We start from the raw sequence: 17270 nt of genomic DNA on the forward strand, positions 1-17270 counted from the left end.
TGAACCGCATAAGGCCCGTGAACCCTTGACCAGTCCTGTCCTGCAAACCGTTGCCCTTGCCTGTGAGCGAGACCTTCGGCTGCTTTTCGAAAATCTCGAATTGCGACTGGCCAGTGGCGAAATGTTACAGATCAGCGGCCCCAACGGCAGTGGCAAGACCAGCCTGTTACGTCTGCTTTGCGGCTTGATGCACCCGACCGCCGGTCAAGTGTTGCTCAACGGCCAGCCACTGAACGAACAACGCAGCGAACTGGCGCGCAACCTGCTGTGGATCGGCCATGCCGCTGGCATCAAGGACCTGCTGACCCCCGAGGAAAACCTCAGCTGGCTCTGCGCCTTGCATCAACCGGCCTCCCATGAGGCGATCTGGCAAGCGCTGGCGGCGGTGGGGCTGCGCGGTTTCGAGGATGTTCCCTGTCACACCCTGTCTGCCGGCCAGCAACGTCGTGTGGCGTTGGCGCGGTTGTACCTGGACAGCCCGCCGTTGTGGATCCTCGACGAGCCGTTCACCGCGCTCGATAAACAAGGCGTGGCGCAACTTGAAGAACACCTGGCCGCGCACTGCGAGCGCGGCGGCATGGTGGTGCTGACCACTCACCACACGCTGAGCCGGATGCCGGCCGGTTATCGCGACATTGATTTGGGGAATTGGGCCGTATGAGTGTTTTCGGCCTGTTGGTCGCCCGTGAGGCCCGTTTGCTGTTCCGCCGTCCTGCCGAATTGGCGAACCCGTTGGTATTTTTCGCCATCGTCGTCTCCTTGTTCCCGCTGGCGGTCGGCCCCGAGACTCAATTGTTGCAAACCTTGTCTCCGGGACTGGTCTGGGTGGCGGCGCTTTTATCGGTCTTGCTCTCGCTGGACGGGCTCTTCCGCAGTGATTTCGAAGACGGATCCCTTGAGCAGTGGGTCCTTTCGTCGCACCCCCTGCCTCTTCTGGTGCTGGCCAAGGTGCTGGCACACTGGGCCTTTTCCGGCCTGGCACTGGTTTTGCTCGCGCCATTGCTGGCGCTGATGCTCGGTTTGCCTGCCGCTTGTCTGCCGGTGTTGCTGCTTTCTTTATTGCTCGGTACACCGGTGTTGAGCCTGCTCGGTGCGGTGGGCGCGGCGCTGACGGTAGGATTGAAGCGTGGTGGCCTGTTGCTGGCGCTGCTGATTCTGCCGCTGTATATCCCGGTGTTGATTCTCGGCAGTGGCGCCTTGCAGGCGGCATTGCAGGGCATGCCGGCGACCGGTTATCTCTTGTGGCTTGGTAGCCTGACCGCCCTGGCGATAACCCTGGCACCTTTTGCAATAGCTGCTGGCCTGAAGATCAGTGTCGGCGAATAATGAGGTCTGGTTAAAATTTAACCAGTAAAGACCCTTTGGCTGTTTCGTGATAACGAACAGCAACCGTGATGGAAACAGCAATGAACTGGACCTGGTTTCATAAGCTCGGCTCGCCCAAATGGTTTTACGGCATCAGCGGCAAAATGCTGCCCTGGCTGAGCGTCGCGGCGTTGCTGCTGATTAGCGTCGGCGTGGTCTGGGGCCTGGCCTTCGCGCCACCGGACTACCAGCAAGGCAATAGCTTTCGAATCATCTATATCCACGTTCCTGCCGCCATGCTGGCGCAGTCGATCTATGTGATGCTGGCCGTGTGCGGCGTTGTCGGGCTGGTGTGGAAAATGAAACTGGCCGACGTCGCCCTGCAATGCGCCGCCCCGATCGGTGCCTGGATGACCGCCGTAGCGCTGGTCACCGGGGCGATCTGGGGCAAACCGACCTGGGGTTCGTGGTGGGTCTGGGATGCGCGACTTACGTCCATGTTGATTCTGCTGTTTCTGTACTTCGGTCTTATTGCGCTGGGCAACGCCATCAGCAATCGTGACAGCGCGGCCAAGGCCTGCGCGGTGCTGGCGATTGTCGGTGTGATCAACATCCCGATCATCAAATACTCGGTGGAGTGGTGGAACACCCTGCACCAGGGCGCGACGTTCACCCTCACCGAAAAACCGGCGATGCCCGCCGAGATGTGGCTGCCACTGCTGCTGACGGTGTTGGGTTTCTACTGTTTCTTCGGCGCGGTGCTGTTGCTGCGCATGCGCCTTGAAGTGCTCAAGCGCGAAGCCCGGGCGAGCTGGGTGAAATCCGAAGTGCAGAACAGTCTGGAGGCCGCTCGATGAGTTTCGCTTCATTCGGCGACTTTCTCGCCATGGGCCATCACGGCTTGTATGTCTGGTCAGCCTATGGCATTTGCCTGGCGGTGCTGGCCCTCAACGTGGCGGCGCCGATCCTGGCCCGCAAGCGGTATCTGCAACAAGAGGCGCGTCGTTTGCGCCGGGAGAACGGCCAGTGAATCCGCTGCGTAAAAAGCGTCTTGTCATCATTCTCGCGATCCTGGTCGGTGTCGGCGCTGCCGTCGGCCTGGCCCTGAGCGCCCTGCAGCAGAACATCAATCTGTTTTACACCCCGACCCAGATCGCCAATGGCGAAGCGCCGCAAGACACGCGCATCCGTGCGGGCGGCATGGTCGAAAAAGGCTCGCTGCAACGTTCCGGCGATTCCCTGGACGTGAAATTCATCGTCACCGACTTCAACAAATCCGTGACCATCAGCTATCGCGGCATCCTCCCGGACCTGTTCCGCGAAGGGCAGGGCATCGTTGCCCTCGGCAAGCTCAACGCTGATGGCGTGGTGGTGGCCGACGAAGTGCTGGCCAAGCACGACGAGAAGTACATGCCACCGGAAGTGACCAAGGCGTTGAAAGACAGTGGTCAGTCGGCACCTACGCCAGCCAAGGAGGGCTAACGGATGACTTCCGCACTTTACAGTTCAGGGCTGTTCATCCCAGAGCTCGGCCATCTGGCCATGATTCTGGCGTTGTGTTTTGCGTTGGTGCAGGCCGTGGTGCCGTTGCTCGGTGCCTGGCGCGGCGACCGTTTGTGGATGAGCCTGGCCCAGCCGGCCGCGTGGGGGCAGTTCGCGTTTTTGCTGTTCGCCTTCGGTTGCCTGACCTATGCGTTCATGGCGGACGACTTCTCCGTCGCCTACGTGGCCAGCAACTCCAACAGCGCGCTGCCGTGGTACTACAAGTTCAGCGCCGTGTGGGGCGCTCACGAAGGTTCGTTGCTGCTGTGGGCGTTGATTCTCGGCGGCTGGACCTTCGCGGTGTCGGTGTTCTCCCGACAGTTGCCGCAAGTGATGCTGGCCCGGGTGCTGGCGGTGATGGGCATGATCAGCACGGGTTTCCTGCTGTTCCTGATCCTGACGTCTAACCCTTTCGCCCGGATCTTGCCGCAGATGCCGGCGGACGGGCGCGATCTTAATCCTCTGCTGCAAGACATCGGCCTGATTGTTCATCCGCCGATGCTGTACATGGGGTATGTCGGTTTCTCCGTGGCCTTCGCCTTCGCCATCGCCGCGCTATTGGGCGGTCGTCTCGATGCGGCGTGGGCGCGCTGGTCCCGTCCGTGGACCATCGTTGCCTGGGCCTTCCTTGGCATCGGTATCACGTTGGGTTCCTGGTGGGCCTACTACGAACTCGGCTGGGGCGGCTGGTGGTTCTGGGACCCGGTGGAAAACGCGTCCTTCATGCCTTGGCTGGTGGGCACGGCGCTGATTCACTCGTTGGCGGTCACGGAAAAACGTGGCGTGTTCAAGAGCTGGACCGTGCTGTTGGCCATCGCCGCATTCTCGTTGAGCCTGCTCGGGACCTTCCTGGTGCGTTCCGGCGTACTGACCTCGGTTCACGCCTTTGCCTCCGACCCTGAGCGTGGTGTGTTCATTCTGGTCTTCCTGCTGTTTGTGGTCGGTGGTTCATTGACGCTGTTCGCCCTGCGCGCGCCGGTGGTCAAGAGCCATGTCGGCTTCAACCTCTGGTCCCGGGAAACCCTGCTGCTGGGCAACAACCTGGTGCTGGTGGTGGCTGCTTCGATGATTCTGCTGGGCACCCTGTATCCGCTGATCCTTGACGCGATGACCGGTGCCAAGCTGTCGGTCGGCCCGCCGTACTTCAACGCGCTGTTCATTCCGTTGATGGCGATCCTGATGATAGTGATGGCGGTCGGCGTGGTGGTGCGCTGGAAAGACACCCCGGTCAAATGGCTGGTGAGCATGCTGACCCCGGTATTACTCGGCAGCACCGCGCTGGCCGTCGTGGCGGGCGTTGCTTACGGCGATTTCAACTGGGCGGTGCTGGCAACTTTCATGTTGGCTGCCTGGGTGTTGCTGGCCGGGGTGCGGGACATTTTCGACAAGACTCGCCACAAAGGCCTGATCAAAGGACTGCCGACCCTGACCCGCAGTTATTGGGGCATGCAACTCGCGCATTTGGGCATTGCCGTGTGCGCGCTGGGTGTCGTGTTGTCGAGCCAGAACAGCGCCGAGCGTGATCTGCGCCTGGCACCGGGTGAGTCCATGAGCCTGGCCGGTTACCAGTTTGTGTTCGAAGGCGCCAAGCACTTCGAAGGCCCGAATTTCACCTCCGACAAGGGCACCGTACGGGTGATCCGCGACGGTAAGGAAGTCAGCGTACTGCACCCGGAAAAACGCCTGTACACGGTGCAGAACTCGATGATGACCGAGGCCGGGATCGACGCCGGTTTCACCCGTGACCTGTACGTCGCACTGGGCGAGCCGTTGGGCGAGGGCGCCTGGGCGGTTCGCGTGCACGTCAAACCGTTCGTGCGCTGGATCTGGTTCGGTGGGCTTCTCACCGGTTTGGGCGGGTTGTTGGCGGCGCTGGATCGCCGTTATCGAGTCAAGGTAAAAAGCCGCGTGCGTGAAGCGCTCGGCATGACGGGAGCCACCGCATGAGACGTTGGTTGATGCTGTTGCCGCTGGCGATTTTTCTGGTGGTTGCTGTTTTTCTGTATCGGGGGCTGTACCTGAACCCGGCCGAGTTGCCCTCGGCGATGATCGGCAAGCCGTTCCCGGAGTTTTCCCTGCTCTCGGTGCAGGGCGACAAAACCCTGACCAAAGCGGACATTCTGGGTAAACCGGCGCTGGTCAACGTCTGGGGCACCTGGTGCATTTCCTGCCGGGTCGAGCACCCGGTGTTGAACAAACTGGCCGAGAAGGGCGTGGTGATCTACGGCATCAACTACAAGGACACCAATGCAGACGCCTTGAAGTGGCTGGCCGAGTTCCACAACCCGTATCAACTGGACGTCCGTGACGATGAAGGCACCCTGGGCCTGAACCTCGGCGTGTATGGCGCGCCGGAAACCTTCTTCATCGACGCCAAGGGCATCATCCGCGACAAGTTCGTCGGGGTGATCGACGAGCAGGTCTGGCGCGAAAAACTGGCGGCCAAGTATCAGGCGCTGGTCGACGAGGCCAAGCCATGAAGCGCTGGATTGCCGCCGCCGTTCTGGGGTTGAGCATGGCTGGCGTGGCCCACGCCGCCATCGATACCTATGAGTTCGCCAAAGAGGGCGATCGCGAGCGTTTTCGCGAGCTGACCAAAGAGCTGCGTTGCCCCAAGTGCCAGAATCAGGACATTGCCGATTCCAACGCACCGATCGCCGCCGACCTGCGTAAAGAGATTTTCCGCATGCTCGGCGAGGGCAAGGACAATCAGCAGATCATCGACTTCATGGTCGACCGCTACGGTGATTTCGTCCGCTATAAACCTGCTCTGAATGCCAAGACCGCATTGCTCTGGTTCGGCCCGGCTGGCCTGCTGCTGGGCGGTTTTGTGATCATCGCCGTGATCGTCCGCCGTCGTCGCGTGCAACGCGCTGACAGCCCGGACACGCTTTCTTTTGATGAGCGCGAGCGCCTCGACCACCTGTTGGATAAAACCAAGCATGATTGATTTCTGGCTCGCTGCAGGCCTGCTGCTTCTGGTAGCCCTGAGTTTTTTGCTGATCCCCGTTCTGCGCGGTCGTCGCGCCCAGCTTGAAGAGGATCGTACGGCGCTGAACGTCGCGCTGTATCAGGAGCGCGTGGCTGAGTTGCAGACTCAGCAAGAAGAAGGCGTACTCAACGCCGAACAAATGAATGCCGGCCGCGCCGAAGCCGCCCGTGAACTGCTTGCCGACACTGAAGGCGTCGAGGCACCGCGAGTGTCGCGCCTGGGCAAGCCATTGCCATTGCTGGCGGCAATTCTGGTGCCCGTGCTGGGCCTTGGGCTGTACCTGCATTTCGGTGCCAGCGACAAAGTCGAGCTGACCCGCGAGTTCGCCCAGGCACCGCAGTCGATGGAAGACATGACCCGTCGCCTGGAGCGTGCCGTAGCGGCGCAACCGGATTCGGCCGAAGGCCTGTACTTCCTCGGCCGCACTTACATGGCTCAGGACCGCCCTGGCGATGCAGCGAAGATCTTCGAGCGCACCGTGAACCTGGCCGGTCGCCAGCCGGAACTGCTCGGGCAGTGGGCTCAGGCCCAATACTTCGCCGATGGCAAGAAGTGGTCGGACAAGGTCCAGGCCCTGACTGACGAAGCACTGAAAGCCGATCCGAAGGAGGTCACCAGCCTCGGTCTGCTGGGCATCGCGGCCTTCGAAGGCGAGCGTTACCAGGAAGCCATCGACTACTGGAATCGCCTGTTGGTGCAACTGCCGCCGGATGACCAGTCCCGTGTCGCGCTGCAAGGCGGCATCGCCAAGGCCGCCGAGAAGCTTGAAGCCAGCGGCGGTAAGGTGGCTCAGGTTCAGGCTCCGGCAGTGAAGGTTGCAGCACTGCTCAAGGTGCGTGTCGATCTTGCACCGGAATTGAAAGCCAAGGTCCAGCCCGGCGACAGCGTGTTCATCTTCGCCCGCGCCACCGCAGGCCCGCCCGCACCATTGGCGGCCAAGCGTCTGACCGTTGCCGACCTGCCAGCGACCGTTGAGCTGGGCGATGCCGATGCAATGATGCCCCAGTTGAAACTGTCGAACTTCCCCGAAGTCCAACTGGTTGCGCGCATCTCCCGCGCCGGCCAACCGACTGCCGGCGAATGGATCGGTCGTAGCCAACCTTTGGCCACCAGCACCACCGCGCCACAAAAACTGACCATCGACAGCCCGGATAAATAACAGGAAACGCCGCCATGACCGCCTTCGCTCGTATCACTCTCCTCAGCATGATGGTTTTGGGGCTAAGCGCGTGTGCGGTCCAGGAGTACGAACCCGAACGGCTGCCGCCAATCCCGCCCTCGCAGCCGAGCACCAAACCGACCACGCCGAGCAAACCGGTCACGCCGAGCAAACCATCGAAGCCGGTGCAACGCACCTCCGCCAGCTTCGCCCCGCCACCGGGGGGTAATAGCCATTGGGATGCGAAACTCGGCGTTTACGTCCTCGACAACCAGACCAACACCTTCTACCGCCAGCGCACCTACTATCGCTGGGACAACGGCTGGAGCCGCTCGATCAGCCCTAACGGGCCGTGGGAAGAGACGGATATCCACGGTGTACCGGGTGGGCTGGGCAGACAATTCGGGCAGTGAATGGAAACGGCGATCTGAGGATCGCCGTTTTGCTTTTTGGCATTTGAAAAGATCGCAGGCTTCGCCAGCTCCTACAGAATCGCGTACGACGATGATCGCGCGTGTACGCGGTTAATGTTGGAGCTGGCGAAGCCTGCGATCTTTCGATTCTGGTTGAGCGATTCAACTGCAGTGTCAGGAACTTGAAAGTGTTCTGAGAGCGAGCCACATCAGAAAATCTCTCAAGGGAGTGGGGGTACAACCCGATCAAATCAACACCCTGTAAAACAACCGAGCGTCGTGATTCGGATTTTTGTGCTTGAGTAAAAATAACCCTAGGGTTATTTTTGTTGGGCCGGCGCAAGGAGGCTGGTGGTGCAGAGCAGGTTATTGATCAAGGAACTGATGGAGGCGGGCTGGACACTGGACCGGGTCACCGGCAGTCATCACATCTTCACTCACCGTTACAACCCTTACACGATACCCGTCCCTCATCCGAAGAAGGATTTACCGATCGGGACGGTCAAAAGCATCAGGAGGCGAGCCGGGCTTTATTGCCCGGGAGCCAGTTTGGCAGGAGATCCATAATGCAATACCCAATCTGTATCGAGTGGGGCGACGAGAACACCGCCATCGGTATTCAGATCCCCGATATTCCTGGTGCCGTAACGGCCGGGGATACGTTTGAAGATGCTTACAACGCGGCAGTCGAGATTGCCCACATCATGCTGCAGGAGATCATGGCGGACGGGGAGTCAATTCCGATGCCGACCTCTGCGGCCGCGCATCGCGAGAATCCGGAATTTGCCGACATGGGTTGGGGGATGCTGGAGCTGGACATCTCGCCGTATCTGGGCAAGACCGAGAAGGTCAACGTAACGCTGCCTGGCTACGTGATTCAGCGCATTGATCGTTATGTGCGAGAGCACAACGTCAAAAGTCGCTCCTCCTTTCTTGCGGATGCGGCGATGGAGAAGCTGGTTCGGCATTGAGGGGGGGCAGTTACATCACCTTCGCGGGCAAGTCGGATCGCCCGCGAAGCTTTTAGGTTTTTAAGCCGCTACCAGTGCCGGCTTCTCTGAAGCACTCAAAAAACGCAACAACGCCAGCAACGGAAACACGCTGCCGACAATCACGATCCACAACCAGCCACCGTGTTCGTACACCGCACTGGCCACCGATGAGCCGAACGCGCCGCCGATGAAGATGCTGGTCATGTACAGCGCATTCAGACGGCCGCGGCTCTTGGCGTCGAGGGTGTAGACCGCGCGCTGGCCCAGGACCATGTTCATCTGCACACAGAAATCCAGCACTACGCCGGTCACGGCCAGGCCGATGACGCTGTAGGCCGGATGGATGAAGGCCGGCAGGAAGCTCAGGCTGGCGAACAGCATCGCCAGCAGCGAGGCGAGGCGGGTGTGGCCGGCATCGGCCAGTCGACCGGCGATGGGCGCGGCAATCGCGCCGATGGCTCCGACCAGGGCGAAGATCGCGATCTGGGTTTGCGACAAGCCATGATTGCGCGTCAGTTCCAGCGGCACGGCAGTCCAGAACAGGCTGAACGTGGCGAACATGCAGGCTTGGTAAAAGGCCCGTTGACGCAACACCGGTTGCTGGCGCAGCAGCGTCCAGAGCGAGCCCAGTAACTGGCCATAAGAGGCACTGTGATCAGGCTGACGCTTGGGCACCGTCAGGGCCAGGACGATGCTGATCGCTGCCATCAACACCGCAGCGATGACGAACATCGCACGCCATCCGAAGTGGTCGGCCACTACGCTGGACACTGGCCGGGCCAGCAGAATCCCCAACAGCAGACCGCCCATGATCCCGCCAACCACGCGGCCGCGCGACGCTTCCGGCGTCAGGTGGGCGGCCAGCGGAATCAGGATCTGTACCGACACCGAGCTGAAACCCACCAGCAACGAAATCAACAGGAAAACGTTCGGTTGATCGGTGAACGCCGCGCCCAGCAAACTGGCAATCGCCACCACGGTGGTGATGATCATCAAGCGACGGTTCTCCAGCAGATCACCCAGCGGTACCAGGAAGAACAGACCCAGCGCGTAACCAATCTGCGTCAGCGAAACGATCAGGCTGGCCATGGTGTCGGTCAGGCCGATGTCCGGCGCGATCAGGCCGATGATCGGCTGGGCGTAGTAGATGTTGGCAACGATCGCGCCGCAGCAGAAGGCGAAAAGCAGCACCATGCCCCGGGTCATTGTCGCGGCACCGTGGGGCGCCTGAGTCGCTGGATTCATAACGTGGCTCGCTGAACAAGAAAGAATGCGCGGAGGCTAATCGGCTGGCTAGAGCGGCGGAAGAGGGTTTGGATTGATAGTAATCATTCCTTTGCGGAATGAGTGACGCCGGTATGCGCTGTCTGCCGATGAACCATGCATCCGAATAGTGGGATCCGATGATACATTCACTTACATCCTCTTCGATAGCGTGCTTATGTTCTCCTGCGCTCCATAAACCGGAAGGTACTTCGATATGAATGCGATGTTCCGTCACCTGATTCGCGGCGCTTGCGTTGTTACCTTGATCAGCTTGTTCACGGCAGGTTTCGCTCAGGCTGCCGATGTGCCGCCGGGAATGCGCATTGGCGTGCGCGGCGAGATCACCGGCATCAGCGCCGACGTCATGAAGGTCCATGCCAACAGCGGCGAAAACGTGCTGATCAACCTGACCAAGGACACCAAAATCCGCGCCGTCACCCTGGCCAATATCGAAGACATCAAGCCCGGCAGCTACATCGGCTCGGCTGCCGTGCCGCAGGAGGATGGCACGCTCAAGGCGCTGGAAGTCCACGTCTTCCCGCCGGAACTGGCCGGCAGCGGCGACGGTCATCGGCCTTTTGATCTGGTCAAGGGCAGCAGCATGACCAATGGCAGCGTAGGCGATCTGGTGGTCAGCAACGGCCGGGTTTTGACAGTCAATTACAAGGGCGGCCAACAGACGATTCTGGTGCCGGAGGATGTGCCAATCGTCAATCTGGTGCCGGGGGATCGCCGCTTGCTGAAGGTGGGCGTGAAGATCGTGACGTTTGTGACCCAGAGTGCCGACGGGACACTGACCGCTCAATCCATTTCGGCCGGCAAGGACGGTGTGACACCGCCGATGTAACGGTATCCCACAAAAAAGGCGACCTTCACAGGTCGCCTCTTTCATTGAACTCAGTGATTACTGACCGTTGTAAATCTGGTCGAAAACCCCACCATCATTGAAGTGAGTCTTCTGCACGGTGCGCCAGTCACCAAAGGTCTTCTCCACCGACAGGAAATCCACTTTCGGGAAGCGATCGGTGTATTTCGCCAACACCGCCGGGTCACGCGGACGCAGGTAGTTGGCAGCCGCAATTTCCTGACCTTCCGGCGACCACAGGTATTTCAGATACTCCTCGGCAACCGCGCGAGTGCCTTTCTTGTCGACGGTTTTGTCGACCACCGACACCGGCGGCTCGGCTTCGGCGGAAACACTTGGGTAAATCACTTCGAACTGATCACGACCAAACTCGCGAGCAATCATTTCCGCTTCGTTTTCGAAGGTCACCAGCACGTCGCCGATCTGGTTGGTCATGAAAGTAGTCGTGGCGGCGCGGCCACCGGTATCCAGCACCGGCGCTTGTTTGAACAGTTTGCCGACGAAGGCTTTTGCCTTGTTTTCGTCACCGCCGTTTTTCAGCACATAGCCCCAGGCCGAGAGGTAGGTGTAGCGGCCGTTGCCCGAGGTTTTCGGGTTGGGGACGATTACCTGCACACCGTCCTTGAGCAGGTCCGGCCAGTCTTTCAGGGCTTTCGGGTTGCCTTTGCGCACGATGAACACGGTGGCCGAGGTGAATGGCGCGCTGTTGTTCGGCAGGCGCGTGACCCAGTTGTCCGGGACCAGTTTGCCGTTGTCCGCCAGGGCGTTGATGTCGGTGGCCATGTTCATGGTGATGACGTCAGCCGGCAGGCCATCGATCACCGAGCGCGCCTGTTTGCTGGAGCCGCCGAAGGACATCTGCAGCGTGATGTTTTCGTTGTGCTCGGCTTGCCAGTGTTTCTGGAAGGCAGCGTTGTAGTCCTTGTAGAAATCTCGCATCACGTCGTAGGAAACGTTAAGCAGGGTCGGTGCGGCCTGAGCCATGCTGCTCAAGGCCAGGCCAGCGGCCAGAAGTGAGGCGCCAAAGAGTTTTTTCACTGCGCATTCCTTGTTTTATCAAACGTGTTCGATGGAGATTATTGGCAATTTGCCAGCGACTATAGCCGGACTCGCATAGTCGCTTAAAGATTAAAAAACACTTTGCTTATTCCATTTTCTTGAACAACGCATTGCCACAACGAGAGCAGAACGCCGCGCTGTGCTCGTGGCTGTTTTTCTTGCAGATCGGGCAATCGTGTTGCAGTTGTTCACCACGCATGGCGTTGGCCAGTTCCGCGGTGAAGATCCCCGTCGGCACGGCGATGATCGAATAACCGGTGATCATAACCAGGGATGAAATCACCTGGCCCAGCGGCGTCTTGGGCACGATGTCGCCAAAACCCACGGTGGTCAGCGTCACGATAGCCCAATAGATCCCTTTGGGAATGCTGGTGAAGCCGTGCTCCGGGCCTTCGATCACGTACATCAAGGTGCCGAATACCGTCACCAGTGTGCTGACGCTGAGCAGAAACACCACGATCTTCTGCTTGCTGCCGCGCAACGCCGACATCAAATAGTTGGCTTGTTTCAGATACGGGCTGAGCTTGAGCACGCGGAAAATCCGCAGCATTCGTATGATCCGGATGATCAGCAGGTACTGCGCATCGCTGTAATACAGCGCGAGAATACCCGGCACGATCGCCAGCAAATCCACCAACCCATAGAAGCTGAACGCGTAGCGCAGCGGCTTGGGTGAGCAATACAGGCGCAGGCCGTATTCGATGATGAAAATGACGGTGAAGCCCCACTCGATGTACGCCAGCACGTCGGCGTAGTTCTGGTGAACGCTGTCGATACTGTCCAGAACCACGATCACCAGGCTGGCGAGGATGATCAGCAACAGCGTGCTGTCGAAGCGCCGTCCGGCCACTGTGTCGCTCTGGAAAATCATGACGTAGAGGCGATGGCGCCAGTCGTTGTTGTTTTCCATAAGGTCGTGCCCAAGCCGAAAATGAGAGAAGCCTGGGTGATTGGCGAGGATTGCGCAAGCTGGACGCTGGGTACGCCATGTTCAGCCGGTTTTGCTCGTTCATGGCTTAAGAAATTGACTATCTCGTCGATATATCGACTTCCCACAGAACAAGAACCTTTGTCTTGATGTGCGGCCCGGATTCAGGCGATTGGTCTCAGAACCTCACGGAAGCGATATGGATAGCAAATATTTCAAGAAAAGCGTGTTGGCAATGGTTGTCAGCGCTTCGACCGTTCAGGCGTTTGCCAGCGAGTACGATCTGAGCCAGGGTTTCAAGGACTGGACGGGGCAAACCCTTAATGAAACGCTGACTCTCACCGGGCAACGGACCCGCCAGAGCAATACGGACAACAAAGGTGTCACGTTCTTCCAGAACACTGTCGCGGGCTCACTCATTAACCGGGGCGACTTCACTTTCGACGCTCAAGGCGCGACGGTGACCGGGATCGGACTGGATGTCAGTTTCCTCAACACCAGCGGCAGCAACATTCAGGGTGACTTCATCAATGCCGGCAAGCTTTCTCTTTCCAACGTGAATAGCGCTGAGGGAATCGAGATCGCTAATACCACTATCACCGGCAATGTCATCAACGCCGGGACTGTCTCCATCACCCAGTCATCGGGAGCCAATATCTATGGTTCGCCTGAGGGTATCTATCTCCATGGGACCACTATTGGCGGCGATCTGATCAACAGCGGTGTTGTCGACGTGCAGGGCAACTATGCCGTGGGGCTGATTCTGGATTCCCATTCCGGGCAACCCGTGAGCATCGCCGGCAAGCTTCTCAACTCAGGAACGATTCGTGCCACGGGTCAGAACGCCTCCGCTTTTCATGTCGAGACCCAAACCAGCGCGTTGAGGATCGAGAACAGCGGCTCGATCATGAGCGTCGGCAAGAACGCCGAGGCTATCGGTTTTTTGGATGGTTCAGTCGATTATTTGCTCAACACCGGGACTATTGAGGCATCGGGTGAAGACGCCGTTGGCATCAAGCTCGGCGGTGCCACTTTCACGCAGAATGCTGTGTCTGGCGCTCGGGGCATTGTCAACTCCGGCAATATCACTGCGGACGGTGTTGCGATCCGGGTCGATGCGGACCAGGTATCAGCGTTTGAGATCAACCAGCAAGGTGGCGAAATTCGCAGCAATCATGCGGCGGCCATCGATGGCGCAGGGTTGGCGCAACTGAACTGGACCGGCGGTGCGATCAAGGGCGATCTGCTCAATCTCAATGGGGTGAATGTTGCAGGTCAAGCCAATTACACCGGTAGTAAAATTGGCAGTACGGTTTCTGTGACGTCAGGCTCTCTGAATTTGCAAAATCAGGGGGTCGTGATTACCGGTGACCTGAACGTCGGAGCCAACAGTGGTATCGATATGTTGCTTTCGGATCGCGTCACGCCCGGTACGCCTTATTTGACGGTGGACGGCAAGGCTACCTTCGCCCAGTCCTCCAAAGTGACGTTGAATGCCAAACCAGGTGATTTCACGCCGACCGCTGCCGGTACTCAATACACGCTGGTCAAGGCGAGCAGCCTGCAGAATAACGGGTTGAGCGTTACCAGTTCGTCCTCGTTGTTGAATGTCGCCAGCTATACAACCGATGCCCAGACCGTCAACGCGCTGGTCACACTGAAAAGTGACAGTCAGGTGGATGAAGAGCAGGGGAACATCGGTACTTCCCGCAGTACCCGCCAGATCCTCAACCGCTTCAAGAATGGCCCGCTGGGACAATTGAACAGTAATGATGCGGTCTTCAAAGCCTTTGCCAACGCCTCTTCCCAAGAGGAGCTGGCAAAGCTTGGTGAGCAACTGGCACCGGAAGTCAGCGGCGGCGCGGTCAATGCGGCAGTATCGGGTCAGGCGATGATGAATGGAGCGATCAGCAACCGCGTGTCCGGTCTGCGCTCGGGGCTCTCATCAGGGGATTCACTGGCAGATACCGGCGTGTGGGTTCAGGGATTGAGCAGCAATCAGGATCAGGACAGCCGTGATGCAGTCGCCGGTTATTCGGCCAACAGCAGCGGTATTGCTGTCGGGGCGGATGGCAAGCTGAATGCCAACTCCACCGTGGGTCTGGCCTATTCGTATCTGAACACCAACGTCACCTCCGATATTGGCAATAAAACCGATGTACAGGGCCAGGCATTGACACTGTACGGTAGCTGGGATCTGCGCAACTGGTTTGTCGATGGCAGTCTCAGTTATGGGCGCAATGACAACGACAGCAAACGTTACATTGCCGACAGCGCGGCCAAAGCCAGCTACAACAGTGACGCATGGGCACTGAGTGCCTTGAGCGGTTATACCTTCAAACTCACTGACCAACTGATTGTCGAACCGCGTGTTGCCGCACGCTACACCAATATTCAGCTGGACAGCTTCAATGAGCATGGCTCATCGGCCGCCTTGCACTCTAATGCCCAGCGCTTCGAAATTGGCGAGTTGGGCGCCGGGTTGCGAATGGCCGCTGACGTGCCATTGCTCAATGGCACCCTTACACCTGAAGCGAGCGTGATGGCTTACCATGACTTCATCGGTGACCAGATCAATCAGACCACCAGTTTCACCTTGGGTGGCTCGCCTTTCATTGTCGCGGGAGCCAGTCCGGTGCGTGATAGTTATGAAGGGCGCATAGGGGTGAAGTATCAAGTTGATGCTCTAACCCTGGGGACCAACTATAGCTATCAAGCGAAGACCGGTTTTAACGCCGATACCTTTACCGTTGAAGCGCGCTACGCTTTTTGATCGACTGGATCGCAACGGTTCGCGCTGGCGGATCGTTGCGTCTGATCAACAGGTTCAATCCATGTTTAAAGTTCTGGCCGCCATCGGCTTCGCGGTCCTCGGGCTCGGCGGGTGCGCGGGTAAAGTCGACTTGCAGGCGGTAAGCCAAGGCTCTTCGCTTACTCCTGGCACGCTCGATAGTGCACCTTACACACTCATGGCCTTACTACCGGCACCAGGGGGCTACAAGCATCTGCGTGTTTACATTGAAGGCGATGGTCGGGCATGGGCGACACGGTCTCAACCGAGTATCGACCCGACCCCTCGCGTGTCCTTGATGGCGAGATTGGCCGTTGGAGATCGGGGGCCCAGCGCCTATCTGGCGCGCCCTTGTCAGTTCGTGACATCACCGGGTTGCAACACTGATTTATGGACTTCCGGTCGTTTCAGTTCATCCGTCATAACCACGATGAATGCGGCGCTCGATGTTCTGAAAAGCCGCTTTGCAGTGGAGCAGTTCGAATTGGTCGGATATTCGGGCGGCGCCGCGATTGCCTTGGTCCTTGCGGGGACTCGTAACGACGTCACTCAAGTGCAAACAATTGCCGGGAATCTCGACCCGGTAAAGTGGGCAGAGCTGATGCAGCTCGCGCCATTCTCGAAGCCGGTGACACCTCTGCAGTTTCGCGACAAGTTGCGTGCGCTCCCGCAACGTCATTTCGTTGGTTTGAATGACAAGGTCGTGCCACCTCAAATGCTCCAGGTCTACACCACGCAGCTTCAGGGCAAATGCCTGGAAGTCGTCGAAACCCTCGCCACCCACGATCAGGGATACGATGAAAGTTGGGGCTCGCGGTCGGATCGGCCATTGGCTTGTGAGACTGACCCATTGCGCTGAATGTAATTTCAGCCCTTTCAGGCGCCCCCATTGATTCAGCGATCAATAGCGCAAGGCGTCGACAGCGGCCTGACGCAACACCCGAATGCCTGCGCGAATCAGCCAGCAGGCAAGAATGAACGGCGCGGTCAGCGTTGCCAGGCCCAGTGCGGCGAACCCCGGCGTGAGCAATACCGCGAGCAGAATGCCGAGCAGCGGCAGCCAGGGTTGGCGGCGTTGCGGGCTGAAGGCGAGGGCGGCGAGCACCGCGTTGTAACCGCTCAAACCCTGCAAGGCACTTGAAGTCTCGCCATGCAGAAGGGCAAATCCGAGGCCGGTAGCGGAGCCTAGCAGCGCCCACACAAAGGCGCGGCGATCGGCGATCAGTAATCCGGCGGCAATCAGCGCGCCGGCCAGGGGATGGCCGAGAAACGTGACTTGCCCCAGGCCTTTCAATTCGGCGGCGAGCAGGTTGAGGGTGTTCAGTTCGATCAGCGGAACGGGTTGCTGTGGTGCGGCAAAGCCGAGCAATAACCAGCTCAACCCAACGAAGGGTGCGGTGTACGCCGGTAGACATTGATGATCGCGAGCACCTTTGAGCCATTGCTGAGTGAGCATCGCACTCAGGCCACCGCAGGCGATGATCAGCGGTGGCAACAGTGCTGACCATGGGAAATACAGGCTCAGCAGCAGGCCGAGCAAAATACCGTTGTAACTGAACAGCCCGGCCTGACGATCCGCCTTGGCATACCCGCGACGTTGCGCGGTAAGCAACCCGGCGACACCGCCCAGCAGCGCACCGCCGAGCAGAGCGGGCGCGGTGAAAAGAATCGCTAACAGACACAACAGCCCGCTCAGCGGATGGCGCTGGAGAAAGATCTGGCTGAAGCCGTTAAGCAGGGCGGTCGCCCAGTCGGGGCAGTGGGTGTTGAAGTGGTTGGCAGGCATGGTGGGGTCTAGGGCAGAGGAAAATCCAGGGTCTTGCACAAACCTGTGGCGAGGGAGCTTGCTCCCGCTGGGCTGCGGAGCAGCCCTGAAATCAGCAATGCGGTCTTTCTGTTGAAACCGTCATGCCAAAGCGACGACTGCTTCGCAGCCGAGCGGGAGCGAGCTCCCTCGC

The 17270-nt window shown here is 59.1% G+C and carries 19 protein-coding genes; 15 read left to right on the plus strand and 4 right to left on the minus strand.

The annotated features are described in order from the left end of the window. Positions 1–25: 25 nt before the first annotated feature. The 12 genes from ccmA to JUI81_RS23940 all read left to right on the plus strand — a co-directional run bounded on the left by ccmA (position 26) and on the right by JUI81_RS23940 (position 8382). Entirely contained in the window at positions 26–661 is a 636-nt protein-coding gene (gene ccmA, locus JUI81_RS23885) for a cytochrome c biogenesis heme-transporting ATPase CcmA (protein ID WP_007939196.1), read from the plus strand. Then, complete coding sequence (gene ccmB / locus JUI81_RS23890; protein WP_007939195.1) at positions 658–1326, plus strand: heme exporter protein CcmB; 669 nt, start codon at positions 658–660, stop codon at positions 1324–1326. The genes ccmA and ccmB overlap by 4 nt, the downstream gene beginning before the upstream one ends. Positions 1327–1406: 80 nt before the next feature. Continuing rightward, positions 1407–2162, plus strand: coding sequence for a heme ABC transporter permease (locus tag JUI81_RS23895; protein WP_028940003.1), 756 nt, complete (start codon positions 1407–1409; stop codon positions 2160–2162). Continuing rightward, the gene (gene ccmD / locus JUI81_RS23900; protein WP_007939192.1) at positions 2159–2335 is read left to right on the plus strand and encodes a heme exporter protein CcmD; all 177 of its coding nucleotides are present in this window, start codon (positions 2159–2161) and stop codon (positions 2333–2335) included. The genes JUI81_RS23895 and ccmD overlap by 4 nt, the downstream gene beginning before the upstream one ends. Next, positions 2332–2787 (plus strand): cytochrome c maturation protein CcmE, encoded by a 456-nt coding sequence (gene ccmE, locus JUI81_RS23905; protein ID WP_007939191.1) that lies wholly within the window; start codon positions 2332–2334, stop codon positions 2785–2787. The genes ccmD and ccmE overlap by 4 nt, the downstream gene beginning before the upstream one ends. A 3-nt stretch (positions 2788–2790) precedes the next feature. Further along, positions 2791–4794, plus strand: coding sequence for a heme lyase CcmF/NrfE family subunit (locus tag JUI81_RS23910; protein ID WP_019579592.1), 2004 nt, complete (start codon positions 2791–2793; stop codon positions 4792–4794). After that, the gene (locus JUI81_RS23915; protein ID WP_018925073.1) at positions 4791–5327 is read left to right on the plus strand and encodes a DsbE family thiol:disulfide interchange protein; all 537 of its coding nucleotides are present in this window, start codon (positions 4791–4793) and stop codon (positions 5325–5327) included. The genes JUI81_RS23910 and JUI81_RS23915 overlap by 4 nt, the downstream gene beginning before the upstream one ends. Then, positions 5324–5797 carry a cytochrome c-type biogenesis protein gene (locus JUI81_RS23920; RefSeq protein WP_018925074.1) on the plus strand — a complete coding sequence of 158 codons (474 nt, stop codon included), beginning with the start codon at positions 5324–5326 and terminating at the stop codon, positions 5795–5797. Before JUI81_RS23915 ends, JUI81_RS23920 begins: the two co-directional genes overlap by 4 nt. Continuing rightward, positions 5790–6998, plus strand: a complete 1209-nt coding sequence (ccmI, locus tag JUI81_RS23925; RefSeq protein ID WP_204125187.1) for a c-type cytochrome biogenesis protein CcmI — start codon at positions 5790–5792, stop codon at positions 6996–6998. Before JUI81_RS23920 ends, ccmI begins: the two co-directional genes overlap by 8 nt. A gap of 14 nt (positions 6999–7012) precedes the next feature. After that, positions 7013–7411, plus strand: coding sequence for a hypothetical protein (locus JUI81_RS23930; RefSeq protein ID WP_019579595.1), 399 nt, complete (start codon positions 7013–7015; stop codon positions 7409–7411). 354 nt (positions 7412–7765) lie between these two features. Then, positions 7766–7978, plus strand: coding sequence for a type II toxin-antitoxin system HicA family toxin (locus JUI81_RS23935; protein WP_019579596.1), 213 nt, complete (start codon positions 7766–7768; stop codon positions 7976–7978). Beyond that, positions 7978–8382 (plus strand): type II toxin-antitoxin system HicB family antitoxin, encoded by a 405-nt coding sequence (locus JUI81_RS23940; RefSeq protein ID WP_008014960.1) that lies wholly within the window; start codon positions 7978–7980, stop codon positions 8380–8382. Before JUI81_RS23935 ends, JUI81_RS23940 begins: the two co-directional genes overlap by 1 nt. A 60-nt stretch (positions 8383–8442) precedes the next feature. Here JUI81_RS23940 and JUI81_RS23945 read toward each other — a convergent pair whose 3' ends face one another. Next, entirely contained in the window at positions 8443–9648 is a 1206-nt protein-coding gene (locus JUI81_RS23945) for an MFS transporter (protein WP_028940005.1), read from the minus strand. A gap of 235 nt (positions 9649–9883) precedes the next feature. Between JUI81_RS23945 and JUI81_RS23950 the strand changes: the two genes are divergently transcribed. After that, positions 9884–10516 carry a hypothetical protein gene (locus JUI81_RS23950; RefSeq protein WP_019579598.1) on the plus strand — a complete coding sequence of 211 codons (633 nt, stop codon included), beginning with the start codon at positions 9884–9886 and terminating at the stop codon, positions 10514–10516. 57 nt (positions 10517–10573) lie between these two features. On the opposite strand, the gene JUI81_RS23955 is transcribed toward JUI81_RS23950, so the two are convergent. Continuing rightward, entirely contained in the window at positions 10574–11572 is a 999-nt protein-coding gene (locus tag JUI81_RS23955; protein WP_019579599.1) for a sulfate ABC transporter substrate-binding protein, read from the minus strand. Between the two features lie 106 nt (positions 11573–11678). Continuing rightward, positions 11679–12503 (minus strand): ion transporter, encoded by an 825-nt coding sequence (locus JUI81_RS23960; protein WP_019579600.1) that lies wholly within the window; start codon positions 12501–12503, stop codon positions 11679–11681. A 217-nt stretch (positions 12504–12720) separates the two neighbouring features. Between JUI81_RS23960 and JUI81_RS23965 the strand changes: the two genes are divergently transcribed. Beyond that, positions 12721–15294 (plus strand): autotransporter outer membrane beta-barrel domain-containing protein, encoded by a 2574-nt coding sequence (locus JUI81_RS23965; protein ID WP_204125188.1) that lies wholly within the window; start codon positions 12721–12723, stop codon positions 15292–15294. Positions 15295–15355: 61 nt separating this feature from the next. Further along, positions 15356–16171: an alpha/beta hydrolase gene (locus JUI81_RS23970; protein ID WP_204125189.1), complete on the plus strand. Its 816-nt coding sequence runs from the start codon at positions 15356–15358 to the stop codon at positions 16169–16171. Positions 16172–16213: 42 nt separating this feature from the next. Here the strand turns inward: JUI81_RS23970 and JUI81_RS23975 are convergent, their stop codons facing one another. Continuing rightward, the gene (locus JUI81_RS23975; RefSeq protein ID WP_204125190.1) at positions 16214–17098 is read right to left on the minus strand and encodes an urea transporter; all 885 of its coding nucleotides are present in this window, start codon (positions 17096–17098) and stop codon (positions 16214–16216) included. Positions 17099–17270 lie beyond the last annotated feature (172 nt).

The sequence above is a fragment of the Pseudomonas sp. 008 genome, from assembly GCF_016861935.1.
Classification (GTDB): domain Bacteria; phylum Pseudomonadota; class Gammaproteobacteria; order Pseudomonadales; family Pseudomonadaceae; genus Aquipseudomonas.

Excerpts from the sequence above, each read along its gene's own strand:
- ccmB (WP_007939195.1), top strand. The coding sequence starts at position 658 with ATGAGTGTTTTCGGCCTGTTGGTCGCCCGTGAGGCCCGTTTGCTGTTC.
- JUI81_RS23895 (WP_028940003.1), top strand. The coding sequence starts at position 1,407 with ATGAACTGGACCTGGTTTCATAAGCTCGGCTCGCCCAAATGGTTTTAC.
- ccmD (WP_007939192.1), top strand. The coding sequence starts at position 2,159 with ATGAGTTTCGCTTCATTCGGCGACTTTCTCGCCATGGGCCATCACGGC.
- JUI81_RS23910 (WP_019579592.1), top strand. The coding sequence starts at position 2,791 with ATGACTTCCGCACTTTACAGTTCAGGGCTGTTCATCCCAGAGCTCGGC.
- JUI81_RS23915 (WP_018925073.1), top strand. The coding sequence starts at position 4,791 with ATGAGACGTTGGTTGATGCTGTTGCCGCTGGCGATTTTTCTGGTGGTT.
- JUI81_RS23920 (WP_018925074.1), top strand. The coding sequence starts at position 5,324 with ATGAAGCGCTGGATTGCCGCCGCCGTTCTGGGGTTGAGCATGGCTGGC.
- ccmI (WP_204125187.1), top strand. The coding sequence starts at position 5,790 with ATGATTGATTTCTGGCTCGCTGCAGGCCTGCTGCTTCTGGTAGCCCTG.
- JUI81_RS23930 (WP_019579595.1), top strand. The coding sequence starts at position 7,013 with ATGACCGCCTTCGCTCGTATCACTCTCCTCAGCATGATGGTTTTGGGG.
- JUI81_RS23940 (WP_008014960.1), top strand. The coding sequence starts at position 7,978 with ATGCAATACCCAATCTGTATCGAGTGGGGCGACGAGAACACCGCCATC.
- JUI81_RS23945 (WP_028940005.1), bottom strand. The coding sequence starts at position 9,648 with ATGAATCCAGCGACTCAGGCGCCCCACGGTGCCGCGACAATGACCCGG.
- JUI81_RS23950 (WP_019579598.1), top strand. The coding sequence starts at position 9,884 with ATGAATGCGATGTTCCGTCACCTGATTCGCGGCGCTTGCGTTGTTACC.
- JUI81_RS23960 (WP_019579600.1), bottom strand. The coding sequence starts at position 12,503 with ATGGAAAACAACAACGACTGGCGCCATCGCCTCTACGTCATGATTTTC.
- JUI81_RS23965 (WP_204125188.1), top strand. The coding sequence starts at position 12,721 with ATGGATAGCAAATATTTCAAGAAAAGCGTGTTGGCAATGGTTGTCAGC.
- JUI81_RS23970 (WP_204125189.1), top strand. The coding sequence starts at position 15,356 with ATGTTTAAAGTTCTGGCCGCCATCGGCTTCGCGGTCCTCGGGCTCGGC.
- JUI81_RS23975 (WP_204125190.1), bottom strand. The coding sequence starts at position 17,098 with ATGCCTGCCAACCACTTCAACACCCACTGCCCCGACTGGGCGACCGCC.